At 72.1% G+C, this 17,182-nt stretch carries 19 protein-coding genes and 1 pseudogene; 10 read left to right on the top strand and 10 right to left on the bottom strand.

Going from position 1 to position 17,182, the window contains the following annotated elements:
- Window positions 1-17: 17 nt before the first annotated feature.
- Window positions 18-1,004, bottom strand: a complete 987-nt coding sequence (locus FS825_RS02310; RefSeq protein ID WP_144710471.1) for a helix-turn-helix transcriptional regulator — start codon at window positions 1,002-1,004, stop codon at window positions 18-20.
- A 122-nt stretch (window positions 1,005-1,126) separates the two neighbouring features.
- Between FS825_RS02310 and FS825_RS02305 the strand changes: the two genes are divergently transcribed.
- A complete protein-coding gene (locus FS825_RS02305) occupies window positions 1,127-1,573 on the top strand; it encodes a MarR family winged helix-turn-helix transcriptional regulator (protein WP_186377034.1) in 447 nt (148 codons plus the stop codon).
- 159 nt (window positions 1,574-1,732) lie between these two features.
- Window positions 1,733-1,888: a hypothetical protein gene (locus tag FS825_RS18540; RefSeq protein WP_186377033.1), complete on the top strand. Its 156-nt coding sequence runs from the start codon at window positions 1,733-1,735 to the stop codon at window positions 1,886-1,888.
- 45 nt (window positions 1,889-1,933) lie between these two features.
- On the opposite strand, the gene FS825_RS02300 is transcribed toward FS825_RS18540, so the two are convergent.
- The 6 genes and pseudogenes from FS825_RS02300 to FS825_RS02275 all read right to left on the bottom strand — a co-directional run bounded on the left by FS825_RS02300 (window position 1,934) and on the right by FS825_RS02275 (window position 6,835).
- The gene (locus FS825_RS02300) at window positions 1,934-3,049 is read right to left on the bottom strand and encodes a choice-of-anchor G family protein (protein ID WP_260980976.1); all 1,116 of its coding nucleotides are present in this window, start codon (window positions 3,047-3,049) and stop codon (window positions 1,934-1,936) included.
- A gap of 119 nt (window positions 3,050-3,168) precedes the next feature.
- Window positions 3,169-3,693 (bottom strand): annotated as a pseudogene (locus FS825_RS19110) (choice-of-anchor G family protein); the annotation flags it as partial.
- A 68-nt stretch (window positions 3,694-3,761) separates the two neighbouring features.
- Window positions 3,762-4,457 (bottom strand): hypothetical protein, encoded by a 696-nt coding sequence (locus FS825_RS02290; RefSeq protein WP_144710463.1) that lies wholly within the window; start codon window positions 4,455-4,457, stop codon window positions 3,762-3,764.
- Complete coding sequence (locus FS825_RS02285; protein ID WP_186377032.1) at window positions 4,454-4,930, bottom strand: signal peptidase I; 477 nt, start codon at window positions 4,928-4,930, stop codon at window positions 4,454-4,456. The genes FS825_RS02290 and FS825_RS02285 overlap by 4 nt, the downstream gene beginning before the upstream one ends.
- 67 nt (window positions 4,931-4,997) lie before the next feature.
- Window positions 4,998-5,690, bottom strand: coding sequence for an acyl-CoA dehydrogenase (locus FS825_RS02280; RefSeq protein WP_144710459.1), 693 nt, complete (start codon window positions 5,688-5,690; stop codon window positions 4,998-5,000).
- 125 nt (window positions 5,691-5,815) lie between these two features.
- Window positions 5,816-6,835, bottom strand: coding sequence for a LacI family DNA-binding transcriptional regulator (locus tag FS825_RS02275; protein WP_260980975.1), 1,020 nt, complete (start codon window positions 6,833-6,835; stop codon window positions 5,816-5,818).
- Window positions 6,836-7,040: 205 nt separating this feature from the next.
- Between FS825_RS02275 and FS825_RS02270 the strand changes: the two genes are divergently transcribed.
- The 7 genes from FS825_RS02270 (at window position 7,041) to FS825_RS02240 (ending at window position 13,566) form a co-directional block, all read left to right on the top strand.
- A complete protein-coding gene (locus FS825_RS02270; RefSeq protein WP_144710457.1) occupies window positions 7,041-8,270 on the top strand; it encodes a sugar ABC transporter substrate-binding protein in 1,230 nt (409 codons plus the stop codon).
- Window positions 8,271-8,334: 64 nt separating this feature from the next.
- Window positions 8,335-9,285, top strand: a complete 951-nt coding sequence (locus FS825_RS02265; RefSeq protein ID WP_260980974.1) for a carbohydrate ABC transporter permease — start codon at window positions 8,335-8,337, stop codon at window positions 9,283-9,285.
- Complete coding sequence (locus tag FS825_RS02260) at window positions 9,282-10,172, top strand: carbohydrate ABC transporter permease (RefSeq protein WP_144710455.1); 891 nt, start codon at window positions 9,282-9,284, stop codon at window positions 10,170-10,172. Before FS825_RS02265 ends, FS825_RS02260 begins: the two co-directional genes overlap by 4 nt.
- 50 nt (window positions 10,173-10,222) lie before the next feature.
- Window positions 10,223-11,038 (top strand): ThuA domain-containing protein, encoded by an 816-nt coding sequence (locus FS825_RS02255; RefSeq protein ID WP_144710453.1) that lies wholly within the window; start codon window positions 10,223-10,225, stop codon window positions 11,036-11,038.
- The gene (locus FS825_RS02250; RefSeq protein WP_186377031.1) at window positions 11,035-12,147 is read left to right on the top strand and encodes a Gfo/Idh/MocA family protein; all 1,113 of its coding nucleotides are present in this window, start codon (window positions 11,035-11,037) and stop codon (window positions 12,145-12,147) included. The genes FS825_RS02255 and FS825_RS02250 overlap by 4 nt, the downstream gene beginning before the upstream one ends.
- Window positions 12,148-12,298: 151 nt before the next feature.
- The gene (locus tag FS825_RS02245; RefSeq protein WP_144710450.1) at window positions 12,299-12,517 is read left to right on the top strand and encodes a hypothetical protein; all 219 of its coding nucleotides are present in this window, start codon (window positions 12,299-12,301) and stop codon (window positions 12,515-12,517) included.
- Window positions 12,518-12,609: 92 nt separating this feature from the next.
- Complete coding sequence (locus FS825_RS02240) at window positions 12,610-13,566, top strand: helix-turn-helix domain-containing protein (protein ID WP_144710448.1); 957 nt, start codon at window positions 12,610-12,612, stop codon at window positions 13,564-13,566.
- Between the two features lie 33 nt (window positions 13,567-13,599).
- Here FS825_RS02240 and FS825_RS02235 read toward each other — a convergent pair whose 3' ends face one another.
- From FS825_RS02235 to FS825_RS02225, 3 genes are all read right to left on the bottom strand, one after another.
- Window positions 13,600-14,205, bottom strand: coding sequence for a TetR/AcrR family transcriptional regulator (locus tag FS825_RS02235; protein WP_144710446.1), 606 nt, complete (start codon window positions 14,203-14,205; stop codon window positions 13,600-13,602).
- A 105-nt stretch (window positions 14,206-14,310) separates the two neighbouring features.
- Window positions 14,311-14,499, bottom strand: coding sequence for a hypothetical protein (locus tag FS825_RS02230; protein WP_144710444.1), 189 nt, complete (start codon window positions 14,497-14,499; stop codon window positions 14,311-14,313).
- Window positions 14,500-14,604: 105 nt separating this feature from the next.
- Window positions 14,605-14,814 carry a hypothetical protein gene (locus FS825_RS02225; protein WP_144710442.1) on the bottom strand — a complete coding sequence of 70 codons (210 nt, stop codon included), beginning with the start codon at window positions 14,812-14,814 and terminating at the stop codon, window positions 14,605-14,607.
- 346 nt (window positions 14,815-15,160) lie between these two features.
- Here FS825_RS02225 and FS825_RS02220 point away from each other — a divergent pair, with 346 nt between their 5' ends.
- Window positions 15,161-17,041 (top strand): DUF7507 domain-containing protein, encoded by a 1,881-nt coding sequence (locus tag FS825_RS02220; RefSeq protein ID WP_186377030.1) that lies wholly within the window; start codon window positions 15,161-15,163, stop codon window positions 17,039-17,041.
- The last annotated feature ends 141 nt before the right edge of the window (window positions 17,042-17,182 follow it).

Genomic DNA, 17,182 nt, shown 5'->3' with positions numbered 1-17,182 from the left:
GGCCGCGGAGCACCCCGTCAGCGGCGCAGCGTCTGCTTCGGGTACTCGCCGAAGCGCTCCGCGTAGGACGCCGAGAACCGCCCGAGGTGGGCGAACCCCCACCGTCGCGCGACGTCCCCGACGGCACCGACCTGGGCGTCCGCCTCGAGCAGCTCCGCGCGCACGCGGTCGAGCCGCACGTGCCGCAGGTACGTCAGCGGGGACACGTCGAACACGCGCCGGAAGGACTCCTGCACGCTGCGCACGCTCAGGCCCGACGCGGCGGAGAGCTCGGCGATGGTGACGGGTTCGGCGGCGTGGTCGTGGATGTACTCCACCGCGGCCCGGAGTCGTGCGTTCCGCGGCAGCCCGAGCACCGCCGGCAGGTGGTCGACCTGCGGCGGGAACATCTCGAGGAACACCTCGGCGGCTGCGGTCTTGGCGCCCTGCCACGCAGCCGACTCCGGCCCGCCCACCCGCAGCGACCGGGCGAGCATCGTGAGCACGCTCTGCCACCGACGCGCGGCCTCCGGGTCGGGCACGTGCCGGTCGTCGAAGCGCAGGGCGTGTTCGCCGACCCCGACGCGCGCGACGGCGACGCGCTGGACGAACGCCCGGTCGAGGTGCACGACCCGCTGGTCGTAGTCGGCCGTCCAGAGCGCGTACTCGTTGTCCGGGGGCAGCAGCACCGGGACCTCGAGCGGGAGCGTGTACCGCTCCCCGGTCCGCTCGACCTCGGCCGTGCCCGCACTCATCCACAGCACGACGTAGTCGTGCCCGACGGCCGTGACCCCGGACAGCGTGCCGTGCATCTGCGATCGCCGGACCGTGACCTCGGCGTCGCCGAGCGCGGTGTACCGGTAGTCGAAGGTCCCGTCGACGGGCCGCGCGACCCACCGCTCGCCGCCGTGGATCCGGCCCAGGTCGCGTGCTGCGTCCGCGGGCTGGTGTCCGGAGACCTCGAAGCGGACGGTCGCGGGCGACGATGTGTCATCGGCGAACTCGTCGGTCACCACGTCCGTCATGCCCGCCCCCGACTCGCTCGGTTTGTCCGGATCCCGCCGATCGTCTCGTTATCTGGATACGCTGTTCGGGTACCCGCGGCGTATCGTGTCGCGGAACGGATCCGCACCGAGGGGGCGACCGCGTGAACGAGATCGACCTGACGGCCGCTGTCACCCGGCTCGAGGCCGCGATGGGCGCGCTGCGCGGTCGACTCCGTGATCGACTCGGCATCTCGGGCACGGACCTCACGGTGCTGCAGTACGTCGCTCGTGCCGAAGCGGCGGAGCGGAAGGTGCGCGTGAAGGACCTGGTGTCGCACCTCGGCCTGAGCGGACCGGCGGTCACCGGCACGGTCGACCGACTGGAACGAGCCGGTCACCTCTGCCGCGTCCCGAACCCGGACGACGGCCGGAGCCGGTTCATCGAGCTGACCCCCGCCACCGAGCGCTCCTACGCGTCGGCGATGGACAGCACGAACGAGCATCTGCACGAGCTGTTGTCCTCCTTGTCTGAACGGGAACGGGCGAAGTACGTCCGCCTGATCGACCGGGTCGTCGAGGCGCTCGAGTACGGCGCTCCGACCCCGTGACGGCAGGCTACGGGCGGGTGACATCCCTTCCCGGTCGTTTGTCCAACAAGCGCAGCTAGGTCAGTTCCCTACCTATCTTGCCGGACGGGACGACCGTGCGTCCGTACCGTCGGCCGCGGATGCCCCCGACCGGGGGTACCGAGACGACGGGGAGGGACCATGGGCAACTACGAGACTCAGCCGGGCGTCGATCCGGTGCGCATCGAGACGTTCCGACGGATGCGCAAGCGCTGGAAGTACGGCGAGCTGCAGGACGGCGCCGGGCTGTACGACGACTTCTTCACCGACACCGCGCGCGACCCACGGCGCCGCTGACCGCGGGGGTGCGCGTCGACTGCCTGGAGGCACGGCGCGCGCCCGTCACGTCCGCTGCGGCACCAGGGGCACCGAGTTCGGTCCGACGGTCGCCGTGGCCAGGCCGACGTGCGCCAGCCCGCCGGGCACGAGCGCGTCGGCGACGGTGAGGCGCAGTGCCGTCTCGGTGAAGCGCCCGGTGACCGCGAGTCCCTCGGGCACCCCGGGGGCTCGCTGGTCCTCCTGCACGTTGACACGCAGGGACAGGACGGCGGGCAACCTCGCCAGGACGGCGCCCGTCGCGGCCACGACCGGGCCGCCGATGGTCGTCGTGACGGTGGTGCCGAGTGTGCCGACGAGCCCGAGGAGCCCGGTGGACAGGACCCCGACGACCGCGTGCGTCAGGGGCCGCACCAGCGTCGTGGCGAGCCCGGTCACCACCGCGAGCAGCGGGCCGAGGTCGAGTCCGAGGAGCGCGACGCCGACCGAGAGCTCCGTCCGGCCGGCCACCAGCGCGGCGATCCCGGTGTCCACGCCCACCGACAGGGTCGCGATCGGCACCCGGATGCCGAGCACGAGGGGCGCACTGAGGTCGGCGGCCAGGGCGATCCGGAGGTGGATCGAGCCCAGCGCCGTCGTCAGCGCCGTGGTGACCCGCGCGGCCCAGGCGTCGACGACCTGACCGAGCCGGTCCGCGAGGGCGCCGAGTGTGGCCGCGTCGAGGACCACCTCGTGGTTGGGCGGCAGGTCGTTCAGTCCGTGCACGTCGTCGCCGAGCAGGTGCGCCAGGTCGACGCGGATCGACCCCGCCGACAGGTCGAGTGCGAGGGTGCCGTCGGGGTCCTCGACGGGCTCGGACAGCAGCGGCGACACCGCTCCCCCGAGGTCGGGACCGGTGAGCTCGACGGTGCCGCCGAGCGTGCCCAGCCCGAGGTCGCCGGTGAGCGTCCCGAGGACGCCGACGACGCCCTGCCCGATCGTGCGGGCGAGCACACCGTCGCTGCCGCCGAGCGCGTCGACCTCGGCGTCCAGCTGGTCGACCGTCTCGTCCACGGCCGTGACGAGCTCCCCGACGAGCGGACTGTCCACCCGCAGGTCCAGGCTCGCGATGCCGTAGTCCCGCTCGACGCCCACCGTGCCGGTGTCGGCGACCGCCCCGGTGTGCGCGACCGCGCGCTGCACGGCGGCGTCGAGGTCGTCCGGAGCGTGCGCTGGACGACGGAACCCCAGACGTCCTCGCGCAGGGCGTCGCACCCGGCGAGCGCCGCGTTCGCGCCGACCGCGCCGACCTCGAGCCCGACGTCGCTGACGTCGGCGATGCCCGGGAGCGCCCGACCGAGGCCGACCGTCGCGGGCTCGGGCAGCCGGTCCGGCGGGGTGGTGTCGGTGACGAGCACCCCGCCCGAGTCCGCGACCAGCCCGGACGCGGCGACGGCGTCCCCGGTCCCCGAGGCCGTCGCCACCTGGTTGACGACACCGGCTGATCCGGCCGGCAGTCCGACCCCCAGGCCCGTGAGGTCGATGCCGACGAGGTCGCCCAGCAGCCCGACGTCGAGGGGGTTGCCGAACGACTGCGCGTACGGGCGGGGGGTGCCGATCTCCGGCGCGGTCGCCGGTTCGACGGCAGCGGGCGCTGCGCCGGTCTTCGCGACGGTGACGCCCTGCACGGTCGCGAGCGAGTCGAGGTCCACGCCGGCGAGGGTGCCGCTGAGGAAGCGGCTCGACGCGGCCGAGGAGTACCCGGCGTCGGTCCCGCAGTCGAACGAGGAGGTGCCGACCTCCCCGGACGCCCACTCCCGGTCCGTCCAGGACGCGGTGCTCGGCACGGCCGTGGGCACGACGAGGGCTGCGGCGAGCGCGATGCCCGTCCAGACGGCGGTACGGCCCCGCGCGGTCACGGTGCCGACTCCCCCGCGCGAGGCCGCCGCCGAGTCCGCAGTGCGACGCCGGCGAGCACCGCGGCGAGCGCGACGAGCACCGGGCCGGTGACGGCCGCGCCGGTGGACGCCAGGACGGACCGAGGGGCGCCGGTGGCGGGGTCCTCGCTCCGGGCGGTGACGCCGATCCCGAGCCGGCCGGTGGCACCGGGCAGCTCGGGGTCGGACCGGTCCGCGAGCGTCGTGCGGACCAGCAGGTACGCGGTGCCGTCGCCGTCCGGGTCGGGGATCCGCACGACGGGGCTCGACGCTGCCCGGTCGTCGGTGGTGGTCGCTCGGACGAGGGCGGTCGCGCCGGGACCGCACGCGGGCGTGCCCGTCGTGGCCCGCAACGGTCGGTCGCAGAACGACACCGCGACGACGAGCCCACCGGGAGCGCTGGCGAGCGCACCGTCCTTCCGGATCTCGAGGTCCAGCACGACCGGCCCGTCCGGCAGGACGTCGGTGCGGACCTGCCACGTCCCGGTGTCGTGCGCTGCGTCGGGCAGGGTGAGCGGCTCTGGACCGGTGTGCAGCACGAGGCGACCCGGCGTGCCGGTCTCGGGGACGGGCCTCCAGTCCGGGGCGGCGACCGCCGCGGCCGTGGCGCCGGCCCCCGCGCAGGCGGCGACGACCGCTCCGGTGGCGGCGAGGACCGCGAGACGGCGGGTCATGCGTCCTCCGCCCGCGGGCGGTCGGGCCAGAACGCCCACGCGACGAGCGCGCCCACCGCTGCGACCGTCAGCCCGCGCGCGACCGGGCTCGTGAGGGCGACGAGCACCGTCCCGAGTGCCGGCGCGTGCGCGAGGACGAGGCCGGCGTCCCGCACGACGTACGGGTCCCGGTCGTCGGTCTCGTTGTCGTCGCCACGGAGGGTCAGCGAGCGCGCGGCCCGGTCCCCGGCCACCCGGTCGATCGCGACGACCCGGTGCGTCACCGGCAGTGCCGAGCCGCGGCGCGGCACCGTGACGACGTCGCCCTCGTGGAGGTCCGCGGCGCGGACCGCGTGCGTGATCGCGAGGCCGCCGGCGGGGATCGTCGGTGCCATCGAGCCGGTCGTGACGACGACGAACGAGAGGCCGGTGGTGACGATCGCCACCCACCCGAGCAGGCAGGCCAGGCCGATCGCCCCGGCAACGGTGACCACGACCGTGCGGATCCGGTTCGGGAGGGGGACGGGTCGGGCGGGCCTGGTGGAGCCGTGCACGACGTGCTCAGTCGGACTCGGCGGCGAACTGCCACGCCGGTGCCGCCGTCCGGCCCTGCAGCGCGTCGAGCTGGACACCGGGCGGCAGGGTCGGCGACGCGGGCAGCGAGACCTCGAAGCAGTACAGCTGCGTCGATGCGCCGGCGGCCGCGAGCCGCTGGGTGGCGGACGGCGCGGTGGTGGCGAGCGGACCGTCCGCGATCACGTCCGCCGGGTCCTGGAACGCCGTGGCGTCGCACGCGGCCGAGGTGCTGGTCGCGGTGGCGACCCGGACGTGCAGCGCACCCCAGAGCGCGCCGTCGGCATCGGTCACGGCCACGCCGTCGGCGGGGACGGCGGCGCGGAGGGCGAGGTCCCCGGCGATCGAGTCCGGTGTCGTCCGCAGGGCGACCGGGGCGTAGGTCGCGGTCCCGGGTGAGAGGGCCAGCGCGCGCACCGTGAACCGGAGCGCCTGGCCCGGGTTCGTCTCGTCCGAGGTGAAGCCTGCGGCGCTGAACGGTGCGGTGACGTTCTGTTCCACCTCGAAGCCCGAGGTCGCGACGCCCCCGCCGCCGGTCCCGTCGCCGCCGAACACCCACTCGGTGTCGGTCCACGACGCGAGGGTGTAGCCCAGTCCCTCGACGACGAGGGCGCCCCCGGCCGCGAGTGCGAACGCCCTGGTGCGGCGCCTGGCGCGCACGGATGTGCTGGTGTCGGTCATCGACGTTGCTCCTGATCCGAGCGTCGAGCGGTGGAGACGAGGGTCGGGGGTGGTTGGTCCCCGGCCGTCGTCCTCGACGCTTCCCCCGATCCTGGCGGATCATTCCTGAGGAATCAACAAGGAGTTCAGGCGCGTGCGACCGGGCCCGTCGACTCGGCGGTGCGCAGCGTGCAGGGCAGGAGGAAGTGCGGGAGGTCCGTGGAGGTGCCGTCCAGCTGGTCGATGAGCGCGTCGGCTGCTCGCGTGCCGAGTTCCCGTCCGGGGGCGACCATGGTGGACAGCCGGGGGTAGTGCTGGTCGGCGTTGGTCTCCGACGAGGCGATGCTCAGCACGGACACGTCCTCGGGCACCCGCCGCCCGGCCGCGAAGAGCCCCACCAGCAGCCCGGCGTCCGAGTCGTCCTTCATCACCAGGACCGCCGAGACGTCCGGATCGGCCTCGAGCAGCTCGCTCGCCGCGGCCCGGCCCCCCTCGCTCCCGGCGCCGGCGTAGATGATCGTCCCGGCGAGGCCGCGGTCGGCGACCACGCTCGTGAAGGTGTCCTCGGCGCGGAGGTGCGGTGCGTAGCCGGCCATGGGGGTGCCCTCGAGGTCCTCGAGCACGAGCCCGAACCGACGGTGGCCGAGGGACTCGAGGTGGTCGATGCTCTGCTCGATGGTCGTCTCGAAGTCGATGTCGACGAACGGCAGCCCGCTGCTGTCTCGCGTCCGGCCGATCAGCGTGAACGGGACGTCCAGCTCGGTGAGGACGGCGACGCGGGGGTCGTCCATCCGCACCTCCATCAGGATGACGCCGTCGACCAGGCCGCCGGAGACGAGGTCGTCGAGGTCGTCACCAGCCGGGTCGACCGGCCAGAGGACGAGGTGGTACCCGCGCTCCGACGCCCGCTGGGCCGCACTCATGAAGAACTGCGAGGTGGTCGGGCTGAACCGGTTGCCCGTGGTCGGGAAGAGCAGGGCGACGATCCGGGTGCGGCGGCTCGCCAGTGCCCGGGCCACGACGTTGCCGCGGAACTTCAGTTCGCGCATCGCGGCGGTCACCCGGGCGGTCGTGGCCGGGGTGACGTACTTCGTGCCGTTCACCACGAAGGAGACGGTGGCGATTGAGACTCCGGCACGGTCGGCGACCTGCTGCATCGTGGCCATGGCGTCCCCTCGGAGGTCGGTCGTGGCTGATCGCGTCGGCTGCCACGTCGCTCAGTGTAGCTCCCAGGTTCGGCGAAAAAAGCGCTTTACAGGTGAAGCGCTTTTCTGTTAGCTTCTCGCCCCAAGGAACACAGCGACGATGACGTCAGCGGATTCGTGGTTGCGCCCCTCTGCCCGAAGCATCCGTCAAGAGAAGAGCTCTGCAATGAAGCAAAGATTCCCCTCCAGGTCGCGCCGGATCCGCGCCCTCGTCGGCGCCGTCGCGGTCATCGCGACCGTCCCGCTGGTCCTCGCCGGGTGCTCCGGCTCCGGGACCGCAGCGTCCGGCGGCAAGACCCTCACCATCGAGGACTACTACGCCGCCAACTACAACCCCATCTACAAGCAGTGCGCGGCGGAGGTGGGCGCGAAGGTCACGATCAACCACGTCGCCGGCGCCGGACTCATCTCGAAGGTGCTGCAGCAGGCGTCGTCGCGGACCCTCCCCGACGTGCTCATGCTCGACAACCCCGACGTGCAGCAGATCGCCGCCTCCGGGGCCCTGTCGAACCTCGGCGACTACGGCCTCGACGCCAGCGGCGACGTCCCCGGCGTGAAGGCCGCGAACTCCTACAAGGGCGACCTCTACGGTCTCCAGCCGGTCACCAACTCGATCGCGTTGTACTACAACAAGAAGCTCCTCGCCGCCGCCGGCGTCCAGCCGCCGAAGACGTGGGACGAGCTCAAGGCCGCCGCGAAGAAGCTCACCTCCGGGTCCACGTACGGGTTCGCGATGAGCAACATCAACACCTACGAGGGCACCTGGCAGTTCCTGCCCTTCTTCTGGTCGAACGGCGGTGACGAGAAGGACATCGCGACGCCCGAGGCAGCGCAGGCCCTGCAGCTCGTCGACGACCTGCAGAGCGACGGGTCGATGTCGAAGAGCTCGATCAACTGGGCGCAGGCCGACGTCAACAACCAGTTCCTCGCGGGCAAGGCCGCGATGATGATCAACGGCCCGTGGCAGCTCCCCGCGCTCAACGCGAAGAAGGGCCTCGAGTTCGACAGCGTCCCGATCCCGACCCGCACCGGCGCGGCCACCGTCGCCCCGCTCGGCGGCGAGGCGTTCACCGTCCCGCAGACCGGCGACAAGGACAAGATGAAGCTCGCCGGCAAGTTCGTCGGGTGCCTCAACACCGACAAGATGCAGAAGGTCATCGCCGGCGTCACCGGGAACGTCCCGACGAACCTCGAGGTGGGCGCCGCCTGGGCGAAGGACCACCAGCAGGTCTCCTCGTTCGTGACCACCGTCAAGACCGCCCGTGCCCGCACCGGTGAGCTCGGACCCGACTGGCCCAAGGCCGCGACGAAGATCTACACCGCTGTCCAGCTCGCCCTCACGGGCAAGGCCGATCCCGAGGCAGCGCTCCAGCAGGCGCAGTCCCAGAACCAGTAGTGACCGAGGGAGCCGGCCGGTCCCGGCCGGCTCCCTCCCACCTGCGAGAGGAGCGGATCCCACGATGAGCGCCACGACCCAGACCCGACCACGGACCCAGGTGTCCGTCCCACCACCACGACCCGGCCAGCGCCGCGCGCGCCTGCGGAACGGGTTCACCCGATGGCTCTTCGTCATCCCGGCCGCCGTCTTCGTGGCCGTGTTCTTCGGCTACCCGGTCGTCAAGAACATCGTGATGTCCTTCCAGGACTACACGACCAAGACCTTCTTCACGGGCGAGGCCCCCTGGGTCGGACTCGGCAACTACATCGCGGTCTTCCAGAGCTCGGTCTTCACGACCAGCGTCGTCAACACCGCCCTGTTCACCGCGGGCTCGATCATCCTCCAGTTCGTCCTCGGACTGGGCCTGGCGCTGTTCTTCCGGCGGCACTTCCCGCTGTCGGGGTTCCTCCGCGGGCTCCTCCTCCTGCCCTGGCTGCTGCCCCTGATCGCGTCGAGCGCGGTCTGGAAGTGGCTCCTCGACCAGGACAGCGGCGCGCTGAACCAGCTGCTCGGCCTCGTCGGCATCGCCCCGGTGCCGTGGCTGGTGAGCCCGAGCCTCGCGCTCATCGCGGTCATCGGCGTGAACGTCTGGCTCGGCATCCCGTTCAACACGACGATCCTCTACAGCGGCCTGCAGTCGGTGCCGCCGGAGCTGTACGAGGCCGGGGCGCTCGACGGCGCCACCGGGTTCAAGGCCTTCTGGTACATCACCTGGCCGAGCATCCGGTCGGTGGTGAGCGTCGTGATCGTCCTCGGGGTCGTCTACACGCTGAAGGTCGTGGACATCATCCTCGGCCTCACCGGCGGCGGCCCGGCGAACTCGACCCAGACGCTCGCCACGAACGCGTACCACCAGTCGTTCATCAACTTCCAGTTCGGCATCGGAGCCGCGGTGAGCAACGTCCTCATCGTCGTCTCGTTCGTCTTCGCGATGGTCTACATCGCGATCTCCAGGAAGGCGGTCGACGAATGAGCGTCGGACTCGCGGGCAACACCGTCACCACCACCCGCGCCATCACGACCGCGCGGACCGTCAGGGCCCGCCGGCCACGCGGCAGCGTCAAGGGCATCCCGCTCACGATCCTCGGCATCGTGTTCCTCGCGATCATGGTGTTCCCCGTCTACTGGATGGTGAACACCAGCCTGCAGGCGACCTCGGGTGCGGCGACCGCGACCTGGTTCCCGTGGTCCCCGACCTTCGCCGGGTACGAGGCCGCGTTCCAGCAGCAGGGCCAGAACTTCGTCTCGAGCATGATCATCGGCCTCGGCACCGTCGTGCTCACCCTCGCCATCGCGACCCCCGCCGCGTACGGTCTCGCCCGGTTCCGGATGCGGGGCACGCGGGTGTTCCTGCTCGTGCTGCTCATCACGCAGATGATCCCGGCGATCGTCATCGCGAACGCCCTCTACACGCTGTTCAACAACGTCGGGCTGCTCAACAGCTACCTCGGGCTGATCCTCGCGGACAGCGCGGTCCAGGTGCCGTTCGCCGTGCTGCTCATGCGCGCGTTCATGGAGTCGATCCCGGCGAGCCTCGTCGAGGCCGCGCTCGTGGACGGCGCGAACGACTTCCGGGCCTTCGTCTCGATCGTCCTGCCGATCAGCCGGAACGCCATCGTCACGGCGGCCCTGTTCACCTTCCTCGGCGCCTGGGGCGACTTCCTCATCGCCCTCACGCTGACCTCGACACCCGCCGTCCGACCCATCACGCTCGGCATCTACAACTACATCGGCTCCAACGTCACCGACTGGGGGCCGGTGATGGCGACCTCGGTCCTCGCGTCCCTCCCGGCCGCCGTGCTCCTCATCGTCGCCCAGCGGTACATCTCCGCCGGTGCCCTCGGCGGTGCCGTCAAGTGACGACACCGGACCGACCGCACCCCACGAACTCCACGTCAGAAAGGCACACCATGACCTCCTCTCCGCTGCGCATCACCGTCTGGGGCGAGAACGTCCACGAGCAGGTGGAGCAGCACGTCGCCGAGCGCTACCCCGAGGGCATGCACGGCGCCATCGCGGACGGGATCCGCGAGAACCTGCCCGACGCCGTCGTCCGCACCGCCACCATGCAGGAGCCCGAGCACGGCCTCACCGACGAGGTCCTCGCGCAGACGGACGTCCTCACCTGGTGGGGGCACGCCGCGCACCAGGACGTCGACGACGCCGTGGTGGACCGCGTCCACAAGCACGTGCTGTCCGGCATGGGGCTGGTCGTCCTGCACTCCGGCCACTGGTCGAAGATCTTCGGCAAGCTCATGGGCACGACCTGCACGCTCCGGTGGCGCAGCGAGCACGACCAGGAACTCGTCTGGACCGTGAACCCGCAGCACCCCATCACGCGCGGCGTCCCGAACCCGATCGTCATCCCCGAGCAGGAGATGTACGGCGAGTACTTCGACGTCCCCACCCCCGACGAACTCGTCTTCATCTCGGGCTTCACCGGCGGCGAGGTGTTCCGGAGCGGCATGACGTACCGACGCGGCCTCGGGAGGATCTTCTACTTCTCCCCCGGCGACCAGGACTTCCCCGTGTACCACCACAAGGACGTCCGACGCGTGATCGCGAACGCCGCGGAGTGGGCACGGCCCGAGCGCGAGCGGGAGATCCCGACCCTCCGCCGGTACGAGCTCGGCGAGTACTTCGACGGGCAGCACTACCGGGGCCCGTTCGACGACGCTCCGGTCGAGGACGCCCCCGTTGACACGCACGCGGAGGCCCGCGCATGACGACGCCCCTGCGCGTCGTCCAGGTCGGCGCGGGCGGCATGGGCCGCGCCTGGCTCGGCACCGTCGCCGCCGACCCGGACGTCGAGCTCGTCGGCATCGTCGACCTCGACCTCGACGCCGCCCGCGCCGGTGCCGAACTCGCCGGCGACGCGTCGATCCCGGTCGGCCGCGACCTCTCCGCGCTCCTGGCCGACACCGGCGCCGAGGCGGTGCTCGACATCACCGTGCCCGTCGCGCACCACCCGGTGACCGTCGAAGCACTCGCCGCCGGACTGCCCGTCCTCGGCGAGAAGCCCGCGGCACAGACCGTCGCCGAGGCCCTGTCGCTCGCCGCCACGGCCGAGGTCACCGGCAAGCTGTTCATGGTGTCGCAGTCCCGTCGCTACAACGACCACCTGGTCGCCTACCGGCAGCACCTCCGCGGCCTCGGCGGCGTCGGGTCGCTGAGCACCCGGTTCGCCAAGGCGCCGCACTTCGGCGGCTTCCGCGAGGAGATGGACGACGTCCTCCTGCTCGACATGGCGATCCACGCGTTCGACTCCGCCCGGTACCTGCTCGAACAGGACCCGGTGTCGGTCTACTGCGAGTCGTGGAACCCCTCGTGGTCCTGGTACCGCGGCGACGCCTCGGCCGCCGCCGTGTTCGCGTTCGAGGACGGCGCCCGCTACGTCTACGACGGCTCCTGGTGCGCGCCCGGCGACGAGACCTCGTGGAACGGCGACTGGCGGGCGTCGGGTGCCGCCGGGTCGGCCGTGTGGGACGGCGACCACGCTCCGTCGAGCGACCTCGACGGCACACCGGGTGACCCGCCGGGAGCACCGGGGGTGGGCAGCGACATCGCCGGGTCCCTGGCGTCGTTCGTCCGAGCCGTCCGCTCCGGCGACGTCCCCGACGGCGAGGTGCACGGCAACGTGATGAGCCTGACCATGGTGGACGCCGCGATCGCCTCGGCCCGCAGCGGCCGGCGCATCGTCATCGACGAGGTGCTCGAGCACGCGCTCGCGACCGCCCTCGCCGACGAGCGGGACGACGCCGTCCGCGAGCGGCTCGCGTCGTGGGGGTCGGTGCGCAGCGCGCTCGCGGACGAGGCGGCGACGCCGACGCGGTGACGGCGACCGGACGACGGACTGGAGGCGCGGTGCGGGCAGGCACCGCGCCTCCAGTCCGTCAGTGGGGCACCGGCTCCCAGGGAGCTGCGCCTAGTGTCCGGGATGCGCGTCGAGCACCTCAGCTCCCCAGCGTCGACCGGAAGCCTGTTCCATGCGACCCCCCCACGCACTCTCCTGGCGACAGGACTCCCCTGACGGGTGGACCGGGCTGGTCGACGGCGTCTCGGTGGCCACGATCAGCTACCGGCGACAGTACGAACTCGAGACCCTCGACCACCGCGTGCACGGCTCGCACAGCAGTCTCGGGAGCGCGCAGGCGCAGTTCGCGGCGTGGCAGTCGTGGGACGACGCGCAGGACGCTCCCGCCTGAGCAGCAGGCTCCGGAGGCTGCGCGCACGGCGGGGATGCGGCTCCCGGATGAGGCCAGGACCGGTGCGCCGCGGTGTGTGATGATTCGTGCTGATGCCGATCGACGACGCGATGCCGGTCCGTCTCGAGGCGGCCGGGACGGAGCCGGGTGAAGCCGCTCAGCTCCTGAGCGACCTCTACCGCGCGGACGTGCAGGTCGACGCCACCGATGGTCCGTTCGCGTTCCGGTACACCGCGGTCGGGGACGGGGCCATGACGCTGCGCTCGTCACGGTTCGGTGGTCGGCTCGCGGGCGAGTTGCCGCCATCCGGTGAGGTGATCGTGCAGTGGCTGCAGTCGGGGTCGAGCGTGCTCGACACCGGTGGGCAGGCGTTCCGGATGACGCACGGCGTGCCGGTGCCGTTGCTGCCACACCGGTCGTTCACGTTCGAGATGGCGGACTACGAACAGCGCCTGGTCCACCTGTCGCGTCCGGTCGTCGAACGCGTGGCCTCGGAACAGGGCACCGACGTCGGTGACGGTCTGCGTTTCGACCACACCGCCGTCCCGGCGGCTCGGGCCGTCCGCACGTGGCACAACACCATCGCCCTGGTGGCGCACACGCTCCGCGACAGCACGCCCGGGCGGCTCCTCCATGCGGAGATGGCACGGCTGGTGTCCGCATCGCTCCTGGAGATGTACCCGCAGCAGCGGAGCGACCCCGGTGCGACCGACGGGGCGACGCGCTCGGCGCACGTGCGCGCGGCGGTGGAGTACGTCCACCAGAACGCGCACCTCCCCATCACGACGAGCACCCTCGCGAAGCACCTCGACGTCAGCCTGCGCGCACTGCAGGAAGCCTTCCAGCGCGACCTGCAGACGACGCCGAACGCGTTCATCCGCAGCGTGCGTCTCGGCCGGGTCCGCCAGGAACTGCTCGCCGCCGACCCCGCCGAGGTGACGGTCCGCCAGGTGGCGTCCGCGTGGGGGTTCGCGCACCTCGGGCGGTTCAGCCAGCAGTACTCGGCAGCGTTCGCCGAGTACCCGAGTGCCACGCTCGCTCGCCGCTGAGACGACTCCGCCCGCGGCGTGCCCGAGCGCGGTTCAGATGAAGCGGTCGGCGCGGGCGGGGCCGTAGACACTCATCAGCACCGCGGCGGTCATGCGCGCGGACCGAGCCGGCTGGGTGGTGCCGTGGATCGCTGCCTCCACCTTCGCGCCCTGCACCAGGAGCGAGAGCCCATCGGCGACGTAGCTCGGGAGTGACGCCTCGGTGCACAGCGTCCTGAGGTGGGCCTCGATGCTGGCGAGGTGCTCGTCCGCGAGTGCGGCGATGGAGGGTTCGGTCCGGCCGAGCTCGCCGTACCCGTTGATGAAGGCGCAACCGCGCCAGTCGTCGTCCGTGAAGCACAGTTCGAGGTAGCCGAAGAGTGCGAGGATCTGGTCGCGCGGCTCGCTCACCGCACGGGTCGCCATCGCGAGGCCGTGCAGCCAGTGCTCCTGTCGGTACCGCAACACGGCGGTCACCAGGGCGAGGACGTCCGGGAACCGCGCACGCACCGTTCGGACGTCGACCCCGGCAGCCGTCGCGACGTCGCCGTGCCGCAGGCGCGCGGCACCCGCTCGCGCCAACGCGCGGTCAGCAGCGGCGACGACGGGGTCCGGTTCCAGCTGTCCGTCGAACGTCGGAGGCGGAGCGATCGCGGTCATGGTGCCCTCCACAGTGAGCCGGTTCCTCCCGCTCGGTACCCACGTGCGGCCGATCTGCTGCGACGGCGACGGTCCACCGGAGCTCAGGGACCGTGTCCCGACGGCTCACGCAGCAGTCGGCGCGACGAAGAAGTCCGCGTACGATGGCTCCGCGTGCAGGCCGGAGACCGCGGAGAAGGTCTCGCCGACCCGGGTCGCGACCAGGGCGTCGATCTCGGCAGGGGACGTCATCCCGCGACGGTGCCACTCGGAGGGCACCTGGCGGAGTTGCTGGAGGTGGTGCTGGTCACGCATGGTGTGCCTGCTTCTGCGCCAGGATCAGCGCGGTCATGTCGATCGCTTCGGTCGGCGCGTGCACGCGCTCGTCGACGAAGGCGGTGGGGCGGGGAGTCGTCGCGCTCACGAGGCGACGCTCAACGCGATGGTGGCGACCGCGGCGATGCTGACGGCACCGATGCCGGTCAGGACCGCCGACGCCGCGAGGAACCGGTCGTGGCGCGCTGCGCGGACCTCGGAGAACGAGGAGCAGCTGCGAGGAGGACGGGCGGACACGTGCCGCACGCCGGCGATCGGCGTGTCCGTGAACGGGGTGATGGACGTGGCGGTCATGACGCGTCCGCCTCTCATGAGGCGTCGCAGGCCTCGGTCTCGGTCAGGACCACCGCGCGCCGTCCGGTCCTCACGAAGCTGTGCGGAGTGTTGGACGATCGCGGTGTCGAACAGACGTCCTGACGGGTCCAACGCTAGGAAACGAGGACCGGGACAGCCAGCCGATCGGTGCTTCCCGCGAATACGGGACACCGACCAGCCGCGTTTTCCGTTCGCCGCCCGAGGGTGCTGGGCTCGAGGAGTCAGAGCGGATTGTATGCAAACAGTTGCCATATCAGTTGCTCGCTGGCAACATGATGGCGTTCAGTCGCTCGAGTGGACGTGATCAGACAGCATGGAGCCCTACGTGACCCAGACCAGCCCACCCGCCCGGACCCGCCTCCGCATCGCCGCCGCAGTGGTCGGCGGCGGCTTGGTCGTGAGCACCCTCCTCATCGGCCCCGCCGCCGTCGCCGACCCCGCTGGCCACCTCCGCGCCGGGACGTGGACCGTCGACGGCCAGCGCGCGACCACGCAGCTGCCCGCGGAGCTCGCCGGACTCGGCGACGTCGTCGCGGTGAACCAGGACGCCGCTCAGTCCGCGCTGGTCGTCACGTCCGGCGCGAGCACGGGCTCCCTCCAGCTCCGCCCGAGCCCGGGGGCCATCACCGCCGCCCGGTCGTGCCTGACCGGCCAGGCGGCCCTCGTCCCGGTCACCTGTGCCACGTACGGCTCCGACATCACCTTCCCCGAGCCCGTCGTCGACCCGGTCCTCCGTCTCTCGACCGCTGGTGGCGCGATGAGTTCCGGATCGAACTGCTCGCTCGACTGGTACGACATCTCGGTGTCCGGCATCGACGGCGCGCCCGCAGATCCTTCGCGGCTGAGTCTCGAGGAGTCCCCCAACGGTTGGGCCCTGCAGGGTGACACCATCACCCGCCCGTCCCAGCCGTCGCGGCTCCCCTGCACGGCGCCGACCGCCGGCGCGATGTCGCTCAAGATCCACGGCGTCGTCCGGTCGGTCCACCTCGACAACGCGTTCCGCGCGATCGTCAACTACGGGAGCGCGATCCCGGTGTCGACCTTCCAGGGCGTCGCCGTCCAGGTGCTGCTCCCGACGACCGACCTGGTGGCCGAGGCCTCGGCGCCGGCCCTCGTCCCCGCCGAGGGCACCGCCGCGTGGACCTTCTCGGTGCGCAACGACGGCCCCGCGGACTCGCACGGGTACGTCCTGACGGCCCAGCTCCCGGCCGGTGTCACGAACGTGGTCGCTCCGGACGGCTGCACCGTCGACGGGACGACCGTCACGTGCACCACCGTGCCCGCCGGCGCCTCGGCAGAGCGCAGCACCACCGTGCCGACCTTCGCCGCGCTGACGAACCCCACGGGGACCGCCGACAGCGTGCTCGCAGCGGGTGCGACCGCACCGTCGATCGTCGTCCGGGCGACGACCCCGGCCGACCGCGACGCCGACCTCTCCGCGACCGCTCTGGTCTCCGGCGTCGACCTCGACACCGCCCCTGCTTCCAACGCAACCGAGGTCACCTCGGCCGTGCAGCGACCGGCACTCACCCTGACGAAGGGTGCCGACCGCACCGCCGTCAGCGCCGCCGGTGAGTCGCTCGGGTACCGCTTCGACGTCCGGAACACGGGCGACGCCGCACTCACCGACCTCGCCATCGACGAGGGCCGCTTCTCGGGGACGGGTTCGCTCGGACCGGTCCGCTGCGACACCACCGAACTCCAGGCCGACGAGTCGACCACGTGCTCTGCGCCCTACACGGTCACGACCGACGACGCGAAGTCGGACGCCATCACGAACACCGCCACCGCGAGCGCGCTCCCGGCGGGTGAACCGCGACGGATCGCCTCGGCGGCGTCGTCGGTGTCGGTCGCGGTGAACACTTCGACGGGGTCGTCCGACGGGACCGGTGGCTCCGGGAGCGGAGCGGTCGGTGACGACGACGGGGGTGCCGGCGACACCGGTGCCGCCGGCTCCGGTACCGCCGACTCCGGTGCTGCAGGTACGGCCGGTGACGCCGACGTTCGTCCGAGCGGCGACGGTCGTCCGGTCACCGCCGGAACCGAGGCCGCGCCGCGCAGCGGGACCGCTGGTACCCGTGCCGGCTCCCTCGCGTACACCGGCGCCGAGATCGTTCCGCTCGCCGCCGGCGCGGCGATCGCCCTGATCGCCGGCCTCACCATCGCCGCAGCGGCCGCAGCGCGTCGCCGGAGCCGGCGCGCCTGAGGCGGGGCCGGTGACGGACGGGAGGCGCGGTGCCATCTGGCACCGCGCCTCCCGTCCGACGTGTGGTCGCGTTCACCCCTGCCGAAGCGACAGTTCCGCCCGGAACGTCCGCGGGGATCTGTCGCTTTCGCGGGGAGTTCC

Origin of the sequence: Curtobacterium pusillum, assembly GCF_007680845.1 — a bacterium.
Taxonomy (GTDB): Bacteria; Actinomycetota; Actinomycetes; order Actinomycetales; family Microbacteriaceae; genus Curtobacterium; species Curtobacterium pusillum_B.
Note: the sequence above shows the minus strand (reverse complement) of the source record. Positions and strands in the feature narration are given on the sequence as shown.

Coding starts and splice junctions, on each gene's coding strand:
- FS825_RS02260 (WP_144710455.1), top strand. CDS start 9,282: ATGAGCGTCGGACTCGCGGGCAACACCGTCACCACCACCCGCGCCATC.
- FS825_RS18540 (WP_186377033.1), top strand. CDS start 1,733: ATGGGCAACTACGAGACTCAGCCGGGCGTCGATCCGGTGCGCATCGAG.
- FS825_RS02240 (WP_144710448.1), top strand. CDS start 12,610: ATGCCGATCGACGACGCGATGCCGGTCCGTCTCGAGGCGGCCGGGACG.
- FS825_RS02250 (WP_186377031.1), top strand. CDS start 11,035: ATGACGACGCCCCTGCGCGTCGTCCAGGTCGGCGCGGGCGGCATGGGC.
- FS825_RS02270 (WP_144710457.1), top strand. CDS start 7,041: ATGAAGCAAAGATTCCCCTCCAGGTCGCGCCGGATCCGCGCCCTCGTC.
- FS825_RS02245 (WP_144710450.1), top strand. CDS start 12,299: ATGCGACCCCCCCACGCACTCTCCTGGCGACAGGACTCCCCTGACGGG.
- FS825_RS02255 (WP_144710453.1), top strand. CDS start 10,223: ATGACCTCCTCTCCGCTGCGCATCACCGTCTGGGGCGAGAACGTCCAC.
- FS825_RS02275 (WP_260980975.1), bottom strand. CDS start 6,835: ATGGCCACGATGCAGCAGGTCGCCGACCGTGCCGGAGTCTCAATCGCC.
- FS825_RS02310 (WP_144710471.1), bottom strand. CDS start 1,004: ATGACGGACGTGGTGACCGACGAGTTCGCCGATGACACATCGTCGCCC.
- FS825_RS02230 (WP_144710444.1), bottom strand. CDS start 14,499: ATGCGTGACCAGCACCACCTCCAGCAACTCCGCCAGGTGCCCTCCGAG.
- FS825_RS02265 (WP_260980974.1), top strand. CDS start 8,335: ATGAGCGCCACGACCCAGACCCGACCACGGACCCAGGTGTCCGTCCCA.
- FS825_RS02235 (WP_144710446.1), bottom strand. CDS start 14,205: ATGACCGCGATCGCTCCGCCTCCGACGTTCGACGGACAGCTGGAACCG.
- FS825_RS02225 (WP_144710442.1), bottom strand. CDS start 14,814: ATGACCGCCACGTCCATCACCCCGTTCACGGACACGCCGATCGCCGGC.
- FS825_RS02290 (WP_144710463.1), bottom strand. CDS start 4,457: ATGACCCGCCGTCTCGCGGTCCTCGCCGCCACCGGAGCGGTCGTCGCC.
- FS825_RS02280 (WP_144710459.1), bottom strand. CDS start 5,690: ATGACCGACACCAGCACATCCGTGCGCGCCAGGCGCCGCACCAGGGCG.